Consider the following 19,095-nt stretch of genomic DNA (forward strand, 5'->3'; position numbering starts at 1 on the left):
GAAAAAATCTTAAAGTACTGCTCAAAAAAAAGAGAACCCCATAAAATAGAGGTTTCTCTTGACTAATCGTAGAAAAATAAGCATTCTTGAGTTGTTAGAATTTAACTAACAGCCCAGGAATGCTTATTTAAGTACGTTTACACTAAATTGGTCAGGTAAATGGCTAGTAAAGGTATTTTCCAAACACGACTTAGTTATCGATCGAATCCAATTCAAGAATTTTGGCTTTTGCCATTAAGCGAATTGTTTCCTGTAAATGAACACTTAAGTCTTTGCGATCGCTAGAACTTAAGGTATTGATCCGTTCTTGGATTCGCCCCTGGATGAGTTGCATGTGTTCTTTTACAACAGCCTTTCCCTTTTCGGTTCGATAAACATTGACAACACGACGATTTTCTTCATTATGTTGGCGTTGAAGCAGGCCGCGTTCTTCTAAGGTGCCAATAATTCGCGTCAATTGAGGACGTGTGATGCCAATGGTTTTTGCCAGCTCCGTCATGGTGGTGCCAGGGCGTTTATAAACATTTCGCAATGTGATTGCTTGTAAGCGAGTTAGTCCGAATTCTTCTAGGGAATGACTTTTTGTAATTGCCTGTGTGAGAGTCATAAATAACTGCCCAAACAATTCGCTGTTATTGGAATTTTTTTCCATGGTAACCTCCCAAGGCTCAATTTAAATTTAATCATTTGTAATAGTTGACAATTATGAATTATGTCATTATAGTTAATACTTGTCAAATGATAAATATTTCAGTTCCAGTAAATAAGATTTTATGCACCGTCTAAAATAGACATTAAGAACTGAGGAGGAGCAGGTTTCCAGGACGCGGAGTTCGCGTTAGGAGAATGGACATCATCCGAAAATAGGATTTTGCGGTTACGTAAAATAGACATTAAGAACTGAGGAGGGCCATGTTTCGAGTACGCGGAGTTCGCGTTAGGAGAATGGATATCATCCGAAAATAGGATTTTGCGGTTACGCAAAATAGACATTAAGAACTGAGGAGGACACGTCAGTGTTAAAACTAAGCCATATCAACAAAGTTTATCATGTTGGGGATACCGTCACGAAAGCGCAGAATGATGTTTCAGTTCAGTTTCGGCAGCAAGAATTTGTCGCAATTCTAGGGCCGAGTGGGTCGGGGAAAACGACCATGTTGAATATTATCGGTGGCCTTGATCGATATGACTCTGGCGATCTGTTAATAAAGGGAAAATCAACTAAAAATTTTAAGGATTCTGATTGGGACGCTTACCGAAATAATTCTGTAGGTTTTATTTTCCAATCTTATAACCTGATTTCACACCTTTCAATTATGGAAAATGTTGAAATGGGGATGACCTTAAGTGGGGTGCCGGCCGCAAAAAAACGGCAGATGGCAACCGAAGCCTTGGTTCGCGTTGGTTTAAAGGATCAGATTCATAAGCAACCTAACCAGCTTTCTGGTGGTCAAATGCAGCGGGTGGCGATTGCGCGGGCGATTGCGAACAATCCCGAAATACTGCTGGCCGATGAACCAACTGGGGCTCTAGATTCGGAAACAAGCGAAGAAATTATGCAGCTCATTCGTGATTTGAGTAAGGACCGGCTAGTGATTATGGTCACGCATAACCCGGATTTGGCGCATCAGTACGCTGATCGAATTATTAATTTTGCGGATGGCCAAATTCAGGATGATTCTAATGCATTTGAAGGTGAAGCGGCCCAGGATGATTTTTCGTTAAACAACACCAAAATGAGTTACTGGACGGCCATGAAACTTTCCTATACTAATATCCGAACTAAGAAAGGGCGAACTTTCCTGACGGTTTTTGCGTCAAGTATTGGGATTATCGGGATTGCGGTTGTCCTGGCACTATCAAATGGCTTCCAAAAGCAAGTTGATCAAACGCAAAGTGACGCGCTATCGACAATGCCGGTTACAATTTCACAAGTTAGTACGGATCCTAGTGCGATGGCTTCAAATAGTAGCACTAAAACTAAGACGGCTAAGGGCAATACAATTACGGCTGAAAAGAGCGATCAGGACAAAGCCCAGCACACCAATAAAATTACGAGTCAGTACCTTGATTACCTGAACAAGATGCCTAAGAAGGATGCCAAAAATATTGCGATTAGTTATGGTACCGGCATGAATTTAATTCGGCAGGTTGACGGAAAATATAAATCGGTGACTTTCTCGAATACTGATCCAGATAAGGCCGCTTCAGGTGCTAGTGCCATGATGAGCAGTAGTGGCAGTGGAATTAACGGTAGTGTTTATCCCGTTGATCGAAACGGCAAGCAGTCGTTCTTGAAAACTTACTATAAAGTTGTTGCCGGTAGTTACCCGACTAAAGCAACGGATGTCGTGTTGGTCCTCAATAAAGATAATTCGTTAAACATTAATGCCTTGAAGAACCTTGGTTTTAACGTTAAAGAGGGCCAGAAATATAATTATAAAGATTTAGTTGGCACGACGGTTAAGCTGGTCGGAAATGATGATTACTACACCAAATTACCAACGGGCAATTTTATACCAGAAACTGATTATTCGACGATGGCAACCAAGGCCGCAACCCAAACGTTGACGGTTAAGGGAATCATTCGGGTGAAATCAAGTGATTCAGACGGCATTCTCGCCAGTGGGGTTGCTTATAGTGCTAATTTAACTAAAAAGGTGCTTGACGCCAACAAGAACTCGGCCATTGTTGCCGCCCAAAAGAGTAGCAATAATAGTGTTGTGACCGGGCAAAGCATGGACAAGGCCACTCGCGAAAGCACGTTGGCAACACTGGGTGGCACCTCCGAACCCACTAATATTCAAATTTACCCAACTAAATTCAAGCAAAAAGATAAAGTCTTGAACTATTTAGATAAATACAACAAGGGCAAGAGTACGGCCAATAAAGTTGTTTACACTGATCTGGCTAGTACGATTTCAACGATGACTGGCGGTATCATGGACGCCATTACCTATGTCTTAATCGCGTTTGCGGGAATTTCACTTGTGACTTCAATGATTATGATTGCGATTATTACTTACACCAGTGTTCTGGAACGGACCAAGGAAATTGGCGTGTTGAAGGCCTTAGGTGCCCGGAAGAAAGATATTACCCGTGTCTTTGACGCTGAGACGTTTATTCTGGGCTTTGGCGCAGGGGCCTTTGGGATATTTGTTGCCTGGTTATTAACTTTCCCAATCAACGCTATTTTGGCCAACGTGACTGGCTTGTCAGGCGTTGCGGCGCTGAATCCAACGCAGGCAATCGTATTGGTGATCATCTCCACCGTATTGACGATGTTAGGTGGCCACATCCCTGCACGAATGGCCGCGAAGAAGGATGCGGCAATCGCGTTACGGGCTGAGTAAGAGTGCCTCAAAAGGCGGTTAGATTCTACTAAATTTGTGTAAACGTGTCTAAAAAGGCAGATTCCTGCGCTTAGCTACAATCGCCAACTAATTCATTTCATGAATTAGTCGTCAATTTAGGCTAATGCTCAGAATCTAACCGCCTTTTTAGACACTCTAAATAAAAAAAGAGGACTTAAAAATGACATTTGAAAATCAACGACCAACGACTAAAAACATTGAAGAAATGCTTGCTAAGCAACAAATTACTGAACTGGTTCAGTATGAGCGTTACGCCCGGGACTACGGGCTTTGGGATGGCATGGCGACGTGCTACACCGATGACGCAACGATTGAAATTTCTTGGTATAAGGGTGATATTAAAGGCTTTTTGAAAGCATCCAAACCTTCACCAGATGCACAAACTGACTCTTTACCAGCCCACAAGCTTCACGAAACGTTGGTTTGGCTGCACGGGGACAAGGCGATGGCCGTGATTGTGACGACGATGACTGGTCGGACGCCTGTTCAAGGCAAGACAATGGATAATTTAATCTACGTTCGGTTAGTTTATTCATTGAAGAAAGTTGCTGGCGAGTGGAAGATTTATACCATGACGCCGATTTACGAACGGGATACCTTGTTACCAGTCACTCCTGCCGATGTTAAGCCTGTACCAGGTGCACGTGATAGCTATAAGAACTTGGCCATTGTTTTAAAGGATCTCGGCGTTAAGGCCAGTGATGATCTACCTGGCTTGGATCAGCCAAAATCGGTTACCAAGTTCATGACCCAGGTTAATGATTGGTTAAATGAATAATAAGCGCTAGAAAATAGTTGGAGGTTGATTTGATGAGAAAAATAATTACCGTCGAAGAGCATTTTGAAATGCCAACTCCAGAGGCTAAACAGAATTTTAATTAGTCAGGTAAATACTAATAACAGTATTTTTCAAGCATGAACTAAATTACGTGACACAAGAAAGACTGGAGGACATACAAATGACAGCACTTGAACTTAGTGGTCGTACTTATTCGGAGTTACCCATTCCAGATGATTACCAACTTGTTTATGATCGAATAGTTACTCGCGATGGCGCAAAGATTCATTTACGTCGTTATCAGCTGGCTGATTTGAAAGAAGAGGCACTTGAACGTGAAAGAGTCGTGGTGTTGTGCCGCGATGATGGTTACGTGCTGACTTATAACGCCTTGATTCATCCAGGTACCGGCAAATTGCCTAGCGAAAAAGAGGCCTGGGCCAAGGCTGAACGTGTTTGGCAAGAAGTTGATCCAAAATATCGTGAACGCCTTGAACGCATGGAAACGTCGTGGCAAGAACGATCTTACGTTAACGCGGCGGGCAAAACGGTTACCGTACCAATAATGTGGGCGAAGTACGCTGATCTGCAAAGTGAGGGCAACTACTGTTGGGTTGGCCTTGGCGCCAATAATGAAGTTCTGGAATTCGAACGTGATAGCTACTGGGATTACGCCGCTGCCCGGCAGAAGTCGGAAATGTGGAACTACGATGACTGGATCCTCGCACGCCGCGGTGATGGGCCACAATTAGATCCACCACGGGCACTGGCGTAAATTTGGAGAGTGTTTGAAAAAGCGTCCAGGTTCTGAGGATTAGCCTAGATTGACGAATTATCTGTGAAACAGATGATTTGGCGATCGTAGCTAACCGCAGGAACCTGCTTTTTCAACCACGTTTACACAAAACTAGCCAGAGAGACTAGTGAAAAGTATTTTTCAAACACATTTCCACGGGATTAGTCAGAAAAAGTAAGCATTAAACTAATTTCAAAGTGTACCCTAAACCAGTTTTGCAATAAAAACACAATAATTAGTTATCATGCCGTAAATAGATAGTACAAAATAGTAATCCTTTCGGGGATTGCTATTTTTTTGACGGAAAGTTGAATAGCAGCAATGATTGCCTAAGTTTTTGGATTACGATTACTAAATCTATTGCAGTTGTTCATTTCCGTCAGCCGACATTCAGGTTATACTATAGGCAAAGACAGGGAGGTTGCGGTTATGAATTTGCTGTTTGCCATTGATAATCAGGTGGTCGATCAATTACTGACGACGCTTTATTCCATTCACGTTAATACACCGAAGCAACAGTTTGACGTTTATGTGATGCAAAAGGATAAATTGAAGAAAACGGCCAAGATAACGGCTTTTTGTGCGAAATTAGGCATAAACTACCACCCGATTGTTTTGGGCAAGGCCTTCTTAGAGGATGTGCCGGTGACTAATCGTTATCCGGAGATTATTTACTACCGGCTATTGGCGCAACGTTACCTACCCGATGATTTGACGCGGATTCTTTATTTGGACGTGGACATCTTGGTGATTAATGATTTGGCGGCCCTATACCAGTTAGATTTAGGAAAGCACTTATACGCGGCGGCCAGTCATTCGGCGCTCACCAACAACGTTACCGAGCCACTAAATAAAATCCGTTTGGGCAATTATGAGGCGGAAAGTTACTATAATTCGGGGATTATGCTGCTTAATTTGCAACTCATTCGCGCACAGGTAAAAACGGCCGATATTGTTGATTACATTGAGCAAAATAAAATGGCGCTCCTTTTGCCTGACCAGGATGTCTTAAATGGGTTGTACGGTCACCAAATTAAAAAGATTCCGGATGAACGCTATAATTTTGACGCCCGCCACAGTCCGCTATACTATGCATTAAGCAATGGGCAGTGGGATCTGGATTGGGTGATTAAAAACACCGTTATCCTCCATTTTTGTGGGCGCGATAAGCCGTGGAAAAAGGATTACCACAATCGTTACGCCGGCCTGTATAAACACTATGCTTACCGGACGCAGCAGGTGCTGGAGTAGCTAGTGAAGTGGGACAAAAGTCGGTTTTGGGTTCACTGCGTAACATAAGCTAATCCAATAACCGGACTATGGTTGTTGGATTAGCTGTGGTCGTGTTTGGTTGAAAGACTAGTATCTACTTTGAGTAATTGTTTTAATTTAGAAATTTTAAATTGCTTAAAAAATAACGCTGCTTAAGATCGGGAAATTGATTATCCCTGATTCTAAGCGGCGTTATTTTTTACTATTTTTCAAAACCACCGAATATTCTAAGGACTTTACGAATCTTCTTAGCAGAAGCGGCGAAACTGATCAACGCCAATCTAAAGCGCCAACCGATCCGCCTCGGTTACTTTGCGGAGCACTTTGCAGGGATTGCCCACTGCGACTACGCCGGCGGGAATGTCGTGGGTGACGATGCTGCCAGCGCCAATAATGCTGCCTTGGCCGATGGTGACGCCGCCACGGACAACGACATTTGCGCCCAGCCAAACGTCCGCTGCAAGCGTAATCGGTGCGCTGGTTATGATGCCGTTGCGCCGTTGTTCGGCAATGAGGGCGTGGCCGGTGCAAGTCAAACAAACGCCAGGAGCAAGAAAGACGTTGGCCCCAATGGTGACCGGTGATGAGTCCAAAATTGTACAATTATTGTTAATGAAGGAAAAACCGTTAAAATGAATGTTAAAGCCGTAATCACAGCTAAAATTAGTGCCAATAAAGACGGTCTCATCAACTGTTCCCAGCAGTGTCTTTAAAATAGCATAGCGCTCAACTTTGGCGACTGGATCAGTCTGACTATAACCCCAGCAAAGGTGTTTGGCCTTATCTTGAATATCTCCTGGTAAATCAGCATAGCGAGCGACGTAGGGTTGGTCTGATTTCATTTTCTTTAAAAAGTCCATTTTGATCTCCATTTCTGAATGCGAATGATTGTTGGTTTAAGTCTAACACCATTTTTGGGTAAAAATTCGTCAATTTCTAAGTGGCCGGATTGCTAAAAATTGGTTAAATTCTGTTGCAAATAGTGGCCGGTCGAACTGGACTGGGTTATAGTGTAAACGTGTTTGAAAAAGCAGGTTCCTGCGGTGACCGAGACAAGCAGTTACGGACTTTGTAACTGTGTTCCTTGGCTTTTGCCTTAGTTGAATGGACAATGGATGGAACATCAAGATTATTAGCGCTTTAGGCTAATAATCCTCAATTGCGGAAGAGTAGCTACAGAAGTCAATTCGTCCATTTCATGGCCAAATCGCCTTCTTAGGCTAATCCTCAGAACCTGAACGCTTTTTCAAGCACTCTCAAATTAAACGTGTTTGAAAAAGCAGGTTCCTGCGGTTAGCTACGATCGCCAAATCATCTGTTGCACAGATAATTCGTCAATCTAGGCTAATCCTCAGAACCTGAACGCTTTTTCAAACACTCTAGTTAGGAGGTAAAATGTGAGACATAAGGGATGGCTTTTCGGCATTATTTTGCTTGCCGCGGGCCTATTTATCATAAAAACTGATTTTCAAAATATACCAACCACGGTCGTTTCGGTTGTTCGGCAACAGGTTGTGCCTAAGCTGGACGCGCTAACCACGCCGCAACAAACGGTTGAAGTTGAACAACAGCCGTCTGCTAATAGCAGCAGTAGCGCGCAAAGCAGCACTTCCCAAAGTTCCAGTTCGCAGAGTACGGCGGCCACACCAATGGAAGAAAATGTTCAGGGGAAAACTTTGGCCAACACGTACTATTACCATTTTAACGCGAATACGCCGCAGTCGGTGAAGCGGGTATTTGAACAGGCGGTGACCATCTATAACCAAACGAAACTGGTGAATTTGGTTGCCGGTGCGGGTAGTCAAAGCCAGAATCAAATTGCTTTCGGGACTTATAAAAAGGTGATGTCCGCCGCAGAGCAAGGCACCATTGAGTTAGGTATCGGCGGTCCGGGCATTATTCAGCGGGTTGGCTATGGTGCTTACACCGCCAATCACGCCCAGGCCAGCCTCAACATTAATTACACCACCTCGGTTTCGCTGGCGGTGGCGCTGCATGAGTTAGGTCACGCATTAGGCCTGGCTCATAGTACCGATAAAGTTTCGGTGATGTACCCAATGGATCAGGGCGTGACAACCTTGTCCCAGGGCGATTTAAATGGTTTGAAACAGATATATAAAGAGTAGGCGCATTTGAAGAGTTTAAGTGCAGACAAGATTAGTTTTGCTAAATGGGCTGAAAAATAGTTTTAGCGCGTTTTTTCAGGCAACAAAATATAAGTGATCATAGGTACTACTATTATTCCGTTGGGTTGCTGGCGGAATAGTAGTAGTATTTTATTTGGTGAGGGAGTTTGAAAGGTTGTTTTTTTAACAGGCTTAAGCAAAATTAGTCAGCTAACACTAATAAATGAAATTTCACAGTACAACCTTAACGGGTAAATTTGGCATAAACTGCCTTTTCACCATCTTTAAAATTGAGGAGTAGCGATATGGCACAAGTTAAACTTAGAAAAATCAATTTGACTGATATTGAAACCTTACAGCGGCTCAGTCAAGAAACCTTCACGGATACTTATAAGGCCCAAAACACACCGGAAAACCTGGCCACTTATTTAGCCAGTGCGTATAATTTGCCTAAATTAAAACGTGAATTAGCAACGCCGTTAGCGCAATTTTATTTTGCCTACGTTGATCAACAGTTGGCAGGTTACCTGAAAGTTAATCAGGGTAGCGCACAGACTGAAGATATGGGCGCGACAACGTTAGAGGTTGAGCGGATATACGTGCGCCCGGCCTTCAAACGCCACGGTCTAGGTAGTCGTTTTATTAAGCAGGCCTGCGAAGTAGCCGAACAATTGGGTAAAAGTAAAATTTGGTTGGGCGTTTGGGAACACAATTTAATTGCCCAGCAATTTTACACAAAGTTAGGCTTTGTCCGTACCAGCCAGCACACTTTTTGGCTAGGAACGGACCAACAGACGGACTTTATCATGGAAAAGGCACTTAAACCGGCAGAAAATGGCCCAGCGTAATTAAAAACGATCAGGATGGTGAATTAGAATGGATTTGACTAAACAAACGATTTTAGTGGTTGGTGGGACTTCTGGTTTTGGCCGCGAAGTTGCCAAACAGGCATTGGCCCAAGGCGCAACGGTTCACATAATTGGCCAGAATCAGGCCCGACTCCAAGCCGTGTTAAAGGATTCTCAAGCAACAAAACTAACGGGAAGTGTTGTTGACGCAACAGATAGCCAGGCGCTGACGCATTTTTTCGCTAACTTTAAGGCTTATGATCACTTGGTTTCCACGTTAGGTGGGGCGATGGCCGGTGGTTTTATGGCCAATTCAGTTGACCAAGTTCGTCAAACCATCGAGGCCAAATTTTTCACTAATTTACAGCTCATTAAACTCGCCCAGCCAACCATTAAGGCAAACGGGTCGATCATTTTAACTTCTGGTACTGGCGGTCACCCGGCGACTGCTTCAGGGGCGATTATTGGCAATCAGGCGATTAACACCTTGGTTGCGGGCCTGGCAGTAGAGTTGGCGCCGACCATTCGCGTTAACGCTGTGGCACCAACTTGGACGCCAACTGGTTTATGGCGGGGACTGGCTCCAGATGCACTGGCAAAACAAACGCAGCAGGCCGCAGCGGCAACACCTTTAAAACGAGTGGCGACAATTGCCGAAGTGGCCTCCGCCTACTTGTACCTGATGCAGAATCGATTCATCACCGGTCAAGTGCTCAACGTCGATGGTGGCGTTTCAGTGAGTTAGTAAATGGTCAGTTAACTAATTGCGTCAATTTTATCGTTGAATATTTATAAAAATTAGTTTTAAACTGTTCCCAAATGGATGATGAAATTTTATTTTTTAAGACGAGTCTTTGCTTTTTGCAAACGGACTTGTCTTTTTTGCGCCGTTAAATTGTAAAATGAAAGAATTTAATTAAGTTTCTGGCATGCGTCGTGATTTTTAGTGCTTACCCAGGTGATTAGTCCGCCAATTGGCAATTACGGTGTGGCCTTCAAATACTTTTCCAAGCTGATAAGTGAGCAAGTGGCCACATAATTTCTAGGCCGATCAAATATATCGGAAATGCCCGATCTAACTAATGTTATTACCGCTTGGGCTGTGCTAGGATGACCCTGTAAGAGTCCATCTCGTAATTTAGAGTAGGGTGGTTAGTTGGTTATTATTGGGCGAAGGCGTTTATTTTTAATCATTTAATCTGGAGCGAGGCCATTTACTGAAAATAGAGACAACTTTTTTAGCGAATAGCTGGTTTAGTGCTTTTATTTTCAACTTTTTAATGAAAAAATGGGTAATTTAGAATTCGAAACGAAATTTTATAATTAGTGAGTAAAATGCTTTGACTAATTAATTAAAAACTGATTAAATTGGCGTACACTCATGAAAGCTGAACTATTAAGCTCATTAGCGGTGATGTTAACGTAAGTCGGACCTATTTTGGGTAAATTTATTTTTAGCAAATTTTAATCTGACTATCTTTAAAGGCAAATCCTTTCCGTTTAAAATATAACAGTTTAGCGCTTTCAGAGTAGTACTACAAAAGTTGAGCTACTACTCAATTTGAGGCTTAGTTATTCAAAACTGGGATTGCTGGCTCAATCCATCCACTGAGAAATAGTGAATTATTTAAAACTTTGTTGCCAGCTGTGGTTATAGGCCGACCGATTTCTAGGGCCGATAAATTAAGCTTAGGGCCAGCAATGTGAGCTAGCAGATTGATTGACTTTGAACATTCGTCATGTGGGGAAAATCCGATAACCAAATAGGCGTAGTGCCGGCAACATTGCACTGCGAGTCGTTTTACAAGTGATAGGAGCAAGCAAATTATGATTAAATTATTTGGGTTAGGCGATCAATACTCTGGGGAGATATTTTCTAACGTTCGCGGCACAAAATTCCTTTGTGGCGCATTTTTTAGCGAGTTAGCGGTGCCTTATCACAGGCAGAGTAGTCTGAAAAAATAGGGTAGGCATTCGGGGATTCATTATATAAGGTGACAAGGTAAATTTAGTAAAAAAAGAGTCAAGATGCGCAAGTGATGGTAGAAGTCAAAAATGATAAGAACTTACATCAAAAAACGGTTGGTAGTTCTTAAATTAATTGCGTACAATGGAGTTATCTAGGTAAATTGATTATTTTGGAATTAATCTACCTATTTCGGATGTAAGTTGATTTATTTCTAATTTAGGGCGAGATTGTTATTTAAGTAACACGGGCCTAGTTTATGTGGGGTGAAATTTAATGAGTAAGCAAAAACAAGAACTATTAAATGTACAACGGGATGTTAAACAACATTATAAAATGTATAAGGCAGGCAAGAATTGGCTGTTTGCCGGGATTTCGATTGCAACGTTTGGTTCGGTACTGTTATTTGGTACGGGTAACGTTAAGGCTGCAACTACGACTAGCACGGATTCGGCCGATGAGGCTACGGAAACTCCAACGTCTACAGCAAGTGAACTAACGGCGCAGTCGGTGGCACTAAGGACCAGTACGGCAGCGACTAAAAGTACTTCTAGTGCCGCGACAACTGCAACGTCGGCGGCCAGCAGTACGAGTGCCACAGCAACAACTAGTAGCGCCGTCACTAAGGCTAGCAGCGCAACACCTGCTAGTACAGCTACCGCAACAAGCTCGGCGACTAATAGTAGTGCCAGCACTAAGGTAGCCAGCAGCGCCACAGCAGCTAGCACCGCTAACAGTTCAGCAGCGGCAACAAGTACTGCGGCAGTTAGTAGCGCTACTCCAACGGCTAGCAGCAGTACAAGTTCAACTGCAACAACGGCCAGTACTGTCAGTTCAGCGAATACAGTCAGTGCCACATCGACAGCAACTAGCTCCGCAAGTAGTGCTTTGACATCAACAGCAACTACTTCCAGTCTGAGCTCACAGTCTGCCACAAATGGAGACTCTGTGGCCACGGCTAGCAGCGCAGCAACAAGTGTTACTGCTTCAAATGCATCAGTGACGAATACTGATGATTCAATAGCCAGTTTAACTAGTGCCAGCACTGCTTTAAATACAACGTCGGCCGCCAGCTCAGCAACGTCTAGTCAAGCAAGTCAGTCAGCTAGTAGCGCTTCTAATTCAGTGACTAGTAGTACAGCAACGTCAGCTCAGACATTGATTGATCCAACTAGTGCCGAACTAGAACAGGCTAAACAAGCTGCTTTAGTTGCTTACCAGCAAACTGGAGTTGCGCAAGTTTTGACAGTGATGTCGGCTGCTTCAACGTTTAATGGGCATACGATTCCGGACGGCTATACGGTTATTTATGCTCAAAACGGTGTAATCATTGCCGTTAACGGAGTGACTAGTGATGGCTTATCCGATCAAACTAACGCCGGGATAGTGTACGTTGATGGTCGAACCGATGTGAAAAAAGTTTATATTACCAGTTCTACTTCAGCGGGTACAAAAGTCTATTTAACATCTAGCATTAACGCAACCACGCAAACTGGTACGTTTAGTGGAACAATTGCTATTCCTGCTGGTACGACTGCATTTGCAATTGGTATAAAAGATGCATCAACACCTGGTAGTGCATTAGCAACCTATGTCGATTTTCACGTTGATGCCAACGGTGACATTGTCGATGGTAACGGTGATCCTGCAGTTGTGGCTCCTGTTGTAGCAAGTGCGACGGTTACCAATGCTTCTAAAGTTGGTTCAACCTTTACTTACACGGTTAATGGCGGTACTGCCGAAACAGGCACCTATGGCACAGCATTAACTGATATCAATGTTGGTGATGCAGTAGTTGTCACCCCTGGTGCTGTTGATGGCTATACAGCATCACAAACGAATGGTTCATTTACGGCAAGTAGCGATGCGACTGCGAATGCTGATGTTGTTACGTATATTGCCGATCAGGCGACAGTTATGGTCACTAGTGATTCTAGTGTCGGTTCAACTTTCACTTACACTGTTAATGGCGGTACTGCCAAAACAGGCACCTATGGCACGGGATTAACTGATGTTAATGTCGGTGACACAGTGGTCATCACGCCTGGAATGGTTGACGGCTATACAGCAACACAAAGTAAGAGCACTTTCACAGCAAGTAGCGATGCAACTGCGAATACTGATGCTGTAACGTATGTTGCAAAGACGGCGGCGATCACAGTTAATTACGTAGATTATTTTGGCAATACAATTAAAACCGGTACCACCACGTTCGCCGGCAATTATGGTGACGTGGATAATTTAACGACGAATGCAGCCACTGCTGTAGCTATTGACGGTTACACATTAGGCGCTACGGATGCAGTTAATGCTTCTGCAGCAGCAGTTTCGTTTACCCTTGATGCAAATGGTAATGTCATCGCAACGACTACCGATGGGACTCCGATCACTTCGATTACGCTGACCTATAAAACAAATGTGACGGCAACCGTTTCCGGAACTAGGGCTTATGATGGCCTGGATGGTCTGAACAATGGTGCTGCTACTAGTGAACAGAATGATTATAAAAATTTAACGTTTGTTCTTACTGATTCAAAGGGTAAGGTGTTGGCCAGCAATATAGATGCGTCTGACGTAACAAATCTGGGTATCTATTATGAATCGGCTGATGCTGGGAATTATCCTGATGCTGTTAATATTACCGGTAAAAATTTGGTAAATCTTAAGGCGGCGAACCCCCAGTATAATTTTTTGAGCATTTCTTCAAATGGTGATTACACAATCACGGCCGCACCAGTCACCGCAACCATTGCGTCAGATGATACAGCGACAAAGGTTTATGATGGCACGGCTGTCTCTGGCTACGTACCGAGCGTCGCTTTTGCACGAACTGACAGCGGCACATTAGCGCCTAATGAAGGGTACCAATCCACTTGATCAGATACCCGCCTGGACGGCCGCTGATTTCACATACTCATTGAATGGGACAACGGTTGCTAATCCTACAAATGTTGGGACCTACACAATTAATTTTAGTGATGTAGGTTTAGCCAAGTTGGCAGCTGCCAAAAATTTTGCAATTACGCCCGTGTATCTAGGCACGTATACAATTACGGCAGCCGACACAACTGCAACATTAAGCACACCAAGTTTCGCTTACGATGGTACAAACGCAAGTGCTGAGACTGGTTTATTTGCTACGGTCAATGTTCTTGCCGGTGCCGGTGATGATGGTGGTTCGACTGTGAAGGTTGCGCTGACTAGTGATGATGTTACGTTTAGTACGGATGGTGCGAACGTAGGTACGTATAATTATAGTTTAACTACCGCTGGTTTAACTGCTGTTCAAACTGCCGTTAAGAATTATACATTGACGAATACTGATGCAACTGGATCGGTGGCGATTACCGCTGCGGCAGTTGATGTTGGCATTTCTACTAGTTCAAAAATTTATGATGGTACCAATATCAGCTACACGCCAACTGTTACATTGAGTCGAGCGGATAAAGGAACAACACTGCCAACAATTGATTGGGTGGCGGGTGACTTTGAGTACGCTCAAAATGGTGCAACGACAACAGCCACGCGTAATGCTGGAGATTATACAATTCAGTTAAGTGCGCAAGGTCAAGCTAAATTAGCTGCTTTAATGACAGCGGGCAATTACACGTTTACGACAACTAATGGTGACTACAAGATTACAAAGAAGCCATTACTCCTTACTGCAACTGTTGCTACAGTAAAGAAAGTGTACGGGACCAAAGATCCTACCCTTGAGTTCAATGCAAACGCAACCCCGTTAGCAACTGGTGATACCCTGGCTGATCTTGGCTTCACGGCCACACGTGCAAGTGGTGAAGACATTGGTCCATATAAAATCACTAGCGCGATCACTAATTCCAATTATGCTTACAGTGGTTTAAATACCGTCGATTTTACTATTACTTCGGCGCCAGCAACCGTTAGTTCGGCAAATCAATCAATGACTGTTAATGGAACCGTGCCAAGCTATACCGCAAGCATTAAGCGCAATGATGGCTTGAAGACGGTCGTCACTGGTGCGGTAATGCCAACAACGGGAACGTTAAGCAATAGTGACTTTGTAATGACAGATGCGTCCGGTAATACAATCGACCCAACAACGGCTGCCGCGGGGACTTATAAGATTAATTTAACTGCAGATGCCTTGGCTGCACTGAGGAATACTAATCCAAATTATACAATCACACAAAGTGCCGGTACACTAACGATTCAACAGGCTGCCGGGACAGTGACCATTAATCCGGGCAATAAAACTTATGACGGTCAGGCAATTAGTGACGTTCCAACTGTTTCAGTTGCAGTTAACGCTGGCACCACAACTTCGCTGACACCAACACAAGTGACACTTGTTGCGGGTGACTATACAATTACTGGCACGGATACCACTTTGACTAATGCCGGGACTTACACAATTAAATTGACTGCGGCCGGCATTACTAAAATTGAAAATGATAATCCCAATATGGCGTTTACTGGCCTGACGGATTTAACGGGAACTTATACGGTTAATCAGCGTGAGGTGACAGTAACTGCTGGCAGTGACACCAAGGCTTACGGAGAAGCGGATCCAGCTTTAACTTCTACCATCAGTAATAACTTAGTTGCAGGTGATAAGTTAGATTACACCGTTACACGTGCGCCTGGCGAAGATGTTAATAGTTATACGGAAAGTATTGTCGTGGGGGACAACACCAATTATTCGATTACAACTGTTCCGGGTCTCTTCACGATCACAAAAGCAGCAGTTAACGCCAGTGCAATCAGTATTCAAGATGGCAATAAAACTTACGATGGCGACCCAGTTAACATGTTGGCGCAAGTTTATCTCACCTTGAACGGCGTGAAAACGACGCTTAATTGGTCATCGACCATCACGGACACTGATTTTGTTTATACACCAATTACAGGTTCTAAAGATTTAACCGATGTTGGCACCTATGCAATTACCTTGAGTGCTGCGGGAATTGCCAAAGTTCAGGCCGTTAATGGCAATTATGACTTATCTAATTTGGCCAACGCGACCGCTGGAACTTATACCATTGCTCCGGCCACAGCAGCGATTCAAATTAACGCCACGGGTAAGACTTACGACGGTCAGACCATTGCCGCACCAACGGTTAGTATTACTGGTATCAAAGACGGTAAAATAACAGCTCCGGCGGACATTACATTGACTGCCGATGACTACACGACTGTCAAGCAACCTGTCGCGGATAATTTAGTTGATGCTGGCGCTTATCAGATTCAGTTAACCGAAGCTGGGGTTGCGGCTATTCAGAAAGCCTTCGCCAACTTCGATTTAGGTGAAATTGCTAGCGACACGGCTGATTACACGATTAGTCAGGAACCGGCCACAATTACAGTGACTGGTGGCAAATTTGCCTATGATGGCCAAGTGCATAATCCAACGGCGACAGTTACTGGTGCCGTTGCTGGCGAGAAGCTTAATTACGACCTTAGTACGGGCTTAACTTATCCCGGTTCAAAGACGGTCACAGCAACGTATGACCCTACGGATAAAGTTAACCGCAACTATGATATTAATGTGACAACAGCTAACTTGACCGTTGGTACCGGGTATGAATCGATTACTCAAGGAATTAAATATCAGGGTGCCGGTGACCAAACGCCTAGCAGTCCTGACCAACGGACGTTTACGTATCAAATTACTTCTAATCCAGATACTGGTGATGTGCTCTACACTTTACGGAACGCTACAGTAACAGAAGTTCCAATGATTGCGGGCTACACGGCCACAATTAACGGTAAGGCGCTTAGCACTAACGCCGATGGAACGGCCTATTTACCACTGTCGATTGTTGACGGTGTACCAAGTACAAGCTTGAATGCAGTTCCAACGGTTGCAGATTTGACAGTTATTTACACGGCCAATGAAGAACCAGTTTTGGTTAAGGCAACCGGCAATAAGGCGGATACTAATTTCACATACACCATCAATGGTGGTGCGGATAAACTTTCAGGAACTTACGGCACAACGTTAACTGGCATTCATTTTGGCGATACCGTTACGATTACACCTGGTGACCAGGCGGGCTACACTGCTACAGCGGATACGACTGCCATTACAGTTGGAACTGACGAAACGGCCAATACGGCTAACGTTGCTTATACTGCTAATCAACAACAAATAAGTGTTAACTTTGTTGAAACCAATACCGGAATGGTTATTGGAACAGGGACACTTAATGGAGTTACGGATGGTACGTATACGATTGCTGATCCTGCAACTAACATTGACCTTGATTTTGTGGCTGGGATGTCTGCTGCTGGTGATCTCAGCACGGATGTAATCAATCACATTACTCTGCTTACTTTGGACAGTACTAAGTTACCAGCACTATCAGGCACTTTCGCGGCTAGTGATGGTGTTCCGATCATCACAATTTACTATACAATGCAGGCTTACACTTTAAATACAGATTATTATGTTGCTAACACTGACAGCAGTTACACTGATATCGGTGCCGGCACAGTTAGCTATGATCCCGCAACAGATAAAATCACTTACGTTGCACCAACAGGATCAGTTACACCACCAGTGGATTCAATGATCAAAGTTATCGCTGCAGATGGTAGTGTTAGTTATCTTCCACTAGGCGCTAGTTCAGGGGTTATGACAACTGACGAGCTTGGTCCTAGTTATTTGAAAGTATCAGATGATAATACCGCCACCGCCAGTTTAGGTGGTTCAGCAACATTTAATCCTTATTTCATCGTCACCCAAGTAGTTGTTTCCGCAAAAGGCAACACTACTGCCAACAATACGTTTACGTATACCGTTAATGGCGGTGAAAAGTTAACTGGGACTTACGGTACGAGTATTCCTGATTTAGTTTCTGGAGATATTGTTAAAATCACGCCAAATGATCAGGCCGGTTACGCTTATAAACAGAGTAATCAATCCATTACAGTTAAAACGGCTGCGGATGGAGATACGGCTGCTAATCAGATTAACCAGGCCAATCAAGAAACTGTCACTTACAGCAAAGTTGGCATTAAAGATGCTGAAAGCACCTTTGGCGAAACACCAACCTATCAACTTGATGTTGACACGACTGACGGCTTGAAGACAGTGACGTTAACTGCAGACGATGTTGATGTCCTTAACGGAGCATACACGACTGGTAGCGACGGCAAATCGTATCTGAACGCAGGTAGTTATGACGTTCAACTTAATGCTGCCGGTCTTGAAAGCTTACAAAATGCAAATCTAGACTTCACCTTTACAGATGTTACGGGTAAATTAGTGGTTAGACCGAAACAAATTACAGTAACAACTGGCGGCGATAGTAAGGTCTACGGCACCAGTGATCCAGAATTAGCTTCCAGCTTTGATAAGAGCCAACTTATTAATAGCAACGATCAATTAGATTACTCGGTTAGCCGTGAAGCTGGTGAAAATGTTGGCAGCTATAAGGAAATGATCATAGTTGGCAACAACGCTAACTACGCGATCATTCCAGTTGGAGGTCTCTTTAAAATTACACCAGCTTCAACTGAACCAGGTATCGCAGCAACAGAAGTAACGACGGGCGATCAGACGATCACCTATGGTGATAAAACACCAACGTTTGGGTCAACAGTTAGTGATGATAGTAAGTTAACGCTTGACGGAATCACATTTACGAATAAAGACTTTAGTTTTGAGGTTAAGAACACTGATGGAACAACAAGTGCTTATAAAGGCGCGGTAGATGCCAATGGTGTTCCAACTGATAAAGGAACGTACGCGGTTAATTTGAACGAGTCTGGCCAAGCTAAGGTGCAAGCGGCGAATGGGAACTATACCTTGAGCGCGGATGACTTTATTGCCGGCACTTATACAATTAAGCCAAAAGCAACCACACCAGATGATGCAGCAACAGAAGTAACGACGGGCGATCAGACGATCACCTATGGTGATAAAACACCAACGTTTGGGTCAACAGTTAG

Annotated in this window: 11 protein-coding genes; 9 read left to right on the forward strand and 2 right to left on the reverse strand. The window is 43.8% G+C overall.

Going from position 1 to position 19,095, the window contains the following annotated elements; genetic code table 11:
• Positions 1 to 190: 190 nt before the first annotated feature.
• Positions 191 to 652, reverse strand: a complete 462-nt coding sequence (locus EKM98_RS10530) for a MarR family winged helix-turn-helix transcriptional regulator (RefSeq protein WP_068279871.1) — start codon at positions 650 to 652, stop codon at positions 191 to 193.
• A 364-nt stretch (positions 653 to 1,016) separates the two neighbouring features.
• On the opposite strand from EKM98_RS10530, the gene EKM98_RS10535 reads away from it, so the two are divergent.
• From EKM98_RS10535 to EKM98_RS10550, 4 genes are all read left to right on the forward strand, one after another.
• A complete protein-coding gene (locus EKM98_RS10535; RefSeq protein ID WP_125982555.1) occupies positions 1,017 to 3,353 on the forward strand; it encodes an ABC transporter ATP-binding protein/permease in 2,337 nt (778 codons plus the stop codon).
• A gap of 181 nt (positions 3,354 to 3,534) precedes the next feature.
• A complete protein-coding gene (locus tag EKM98_RS10540; RefSeq protein ID WP_125982557.1) occupies positions 3,535 to 4,152 on the forward strand; it encodes a nuclear transport factor 2 family protein in 618 nt (205 codons plus the stop codon).
• A 181-nt stretch (positions 4,153 to 4,333) separates the two neighbouring features.
• On the forward strand, positions 4,334 to 4,927 hold the full coding sequence (locus tag EKM98_RS10545) for a hypothetical protein (protein WP_125982559.1): 594 nt from the start codon (positions 4,334 to 4,336) through the stop codon (positions 4,925 to 4,927).
• A gap of 450 nt (positions 4,928 to 5,377) precedes the next feature.
• Positions 5,378 to 6,199 (forward strand): glycosyltransferase family 8 protein, encoded by an 822-nt coding sequence (locus tag EKM98_RS10550; protein WP_068279878.1) that lies wholly within the window; start codon positions 5,378 to 5,380, stop codon positions 6,197 to 6,199.
• A gap of 302 nt (positions 6,200 to 6,501) precedes the next feature.
• Here EKM98_RS10550 and EKM98_RS10555 read toward each other — a convergent pair whose 3' ends face one another.
• On the reverse strand, positions 6,502 to 7,080 hold the full coding sequence (locus tag EKM98_RS10555; RefSeq protein WP_125982561.1) for a sugar O-acetyltransferase: 579 nt from the start codon (positions 7,078 to 7,080) through the stop codon (positions 6,502 to 6,504).
• A 537-nt stretch (positions 7,081 to 7,617) separates the two neighbouring features.
• Here EKM98_RS10555 and EKM98_RS10560 point away from each other — a divergent pair.
• The 5 genes from EKM98_RS10560 to EKM98_RS10580 form a co-directional block, all read left to right on the forward strand.
• On the forward strand, positions 7,618 to 8,346 hold the full coding sequence (locus EKM98_RS10560; protein ID WP_125982563.1) for a matrixin family metalloprotease: 729 nt from the start codon (positions 7,618 to 7,620) through the stop codon (positions 8,344 to 8,346).
• Between the two features lie 305 nt (positions 8,347 to 8,651).
• Positions 8,652 to 9,194, forward strand: a complete 543-nt coding sequence (locus EKM98_RS10565; protein ID WP_125982565.1) for a GNAT family N-acetyltransferase — start codon at positions 8,652 to 8,654, stop codon at positions 9,192 to 9,194.
• Positions 9,195 to 9,222: 28 nt separating this feature from the next.
• Positions 9,223 to 9,939, forward strand: coding sequence for an SDR family oxidoreductase (locus EKM98_RS10570; protein WP_125982567.1), 717 nt, complete (start codon positions 9,223 to 9,225; stop codon positions 9,937 to 9,939).
• A 1,497-nt stretch (positions 9,940 to 11,436) separates the two neighbouring features.
• Positions 11,437 to 14,037 (forward strand): KxYKxGKxW signal peptide domain-containing protein, encoded by a 2,601-nt coding sequence (locus tag EKM98_RS10575; RefSeq protein WP_125982569.1) that lies wholly within the window; start codon positions 11,437 to 11,439, stop codon positions 14,035 to 14,037.
• Positions 14,015 to 19,095 (forward strand): beta strand repeat-containing protein (locus EKM98_RS10580; protein WP_164512700.1); only part of this gene is annotated, 5,081 nt, incomplete at its 3' end. The genes EKM98_RS10575 and EKM98_RS10580, both read left to right, overlap by 23 nt.

The sequence above is a fragment of the Loigolactobacillus iwatensis genome, assembly GCF_003950295.1.
Classification (GTDB): Bacteria; Bacillota; Bacilli; order Lactobacillales; family Lactobacillaceae; genus Loigolactobacillus; species Loigolactobacillus iwatensis.

Bases quoted from the DNA above. Each gene is read 5' to 3' on its own strand.
- EKM98_RS10530 (WP_068279871.1), bottom strand. From the start codon at position 652: ATGGAAAAAAATTCCAATAACAGCGAATTGTTTGGGCAGTTATTTATG.
- EKM98_RS10540 (WP_125982557.1), top strand. From the start codon at position 3,535: ATGACATTTGAAAATCAACGACCAACGACTAAAAACATTGAAGAAATG.
- EKM98_RS10545 (WP_125982559.1), top strand. From the start codon at position 4,334: ATGACAGCACTTGAACTTAGTGGTCGTACTTATTCGGAGTTACCCATT.
- EKM98_RS10550 (WP_068279878.1), top strand. From the start codon at position 5,378: ATGAATTTGCTGTTTGCCATTGATAATCAGGTGGTCGATCAATTACTG.
- EKM98_RS10555 (WP_125982561.1), bottom strand. From the start codon at position 7,080: ATGGACTTTTTAAAGAAAATGAAATCAGACCAACCCTACGTCGCTCGC.
- EKM98_RS10565 (WP_125982565.1), top strand. From the start codon at position 8,652: ATGGCACAAGTTAAACTTAGAAAAATCAATTTGACTGATATTGAAACC.
- EKM98_RS10570 (WP_125982567.1), top strand. From the start codon at position 9,223: ATGGATTTGACTAAACAAACGATTTTAGTGGTTGGTGGGACTTCTGGT.
- EKM98_RS10575 (WP_125982569.1), top strand. From the start codon at position 11,437: ATGAGTAAGCAAAAACAAGAACTATTAAATGTACAACGGGATGTTAAA.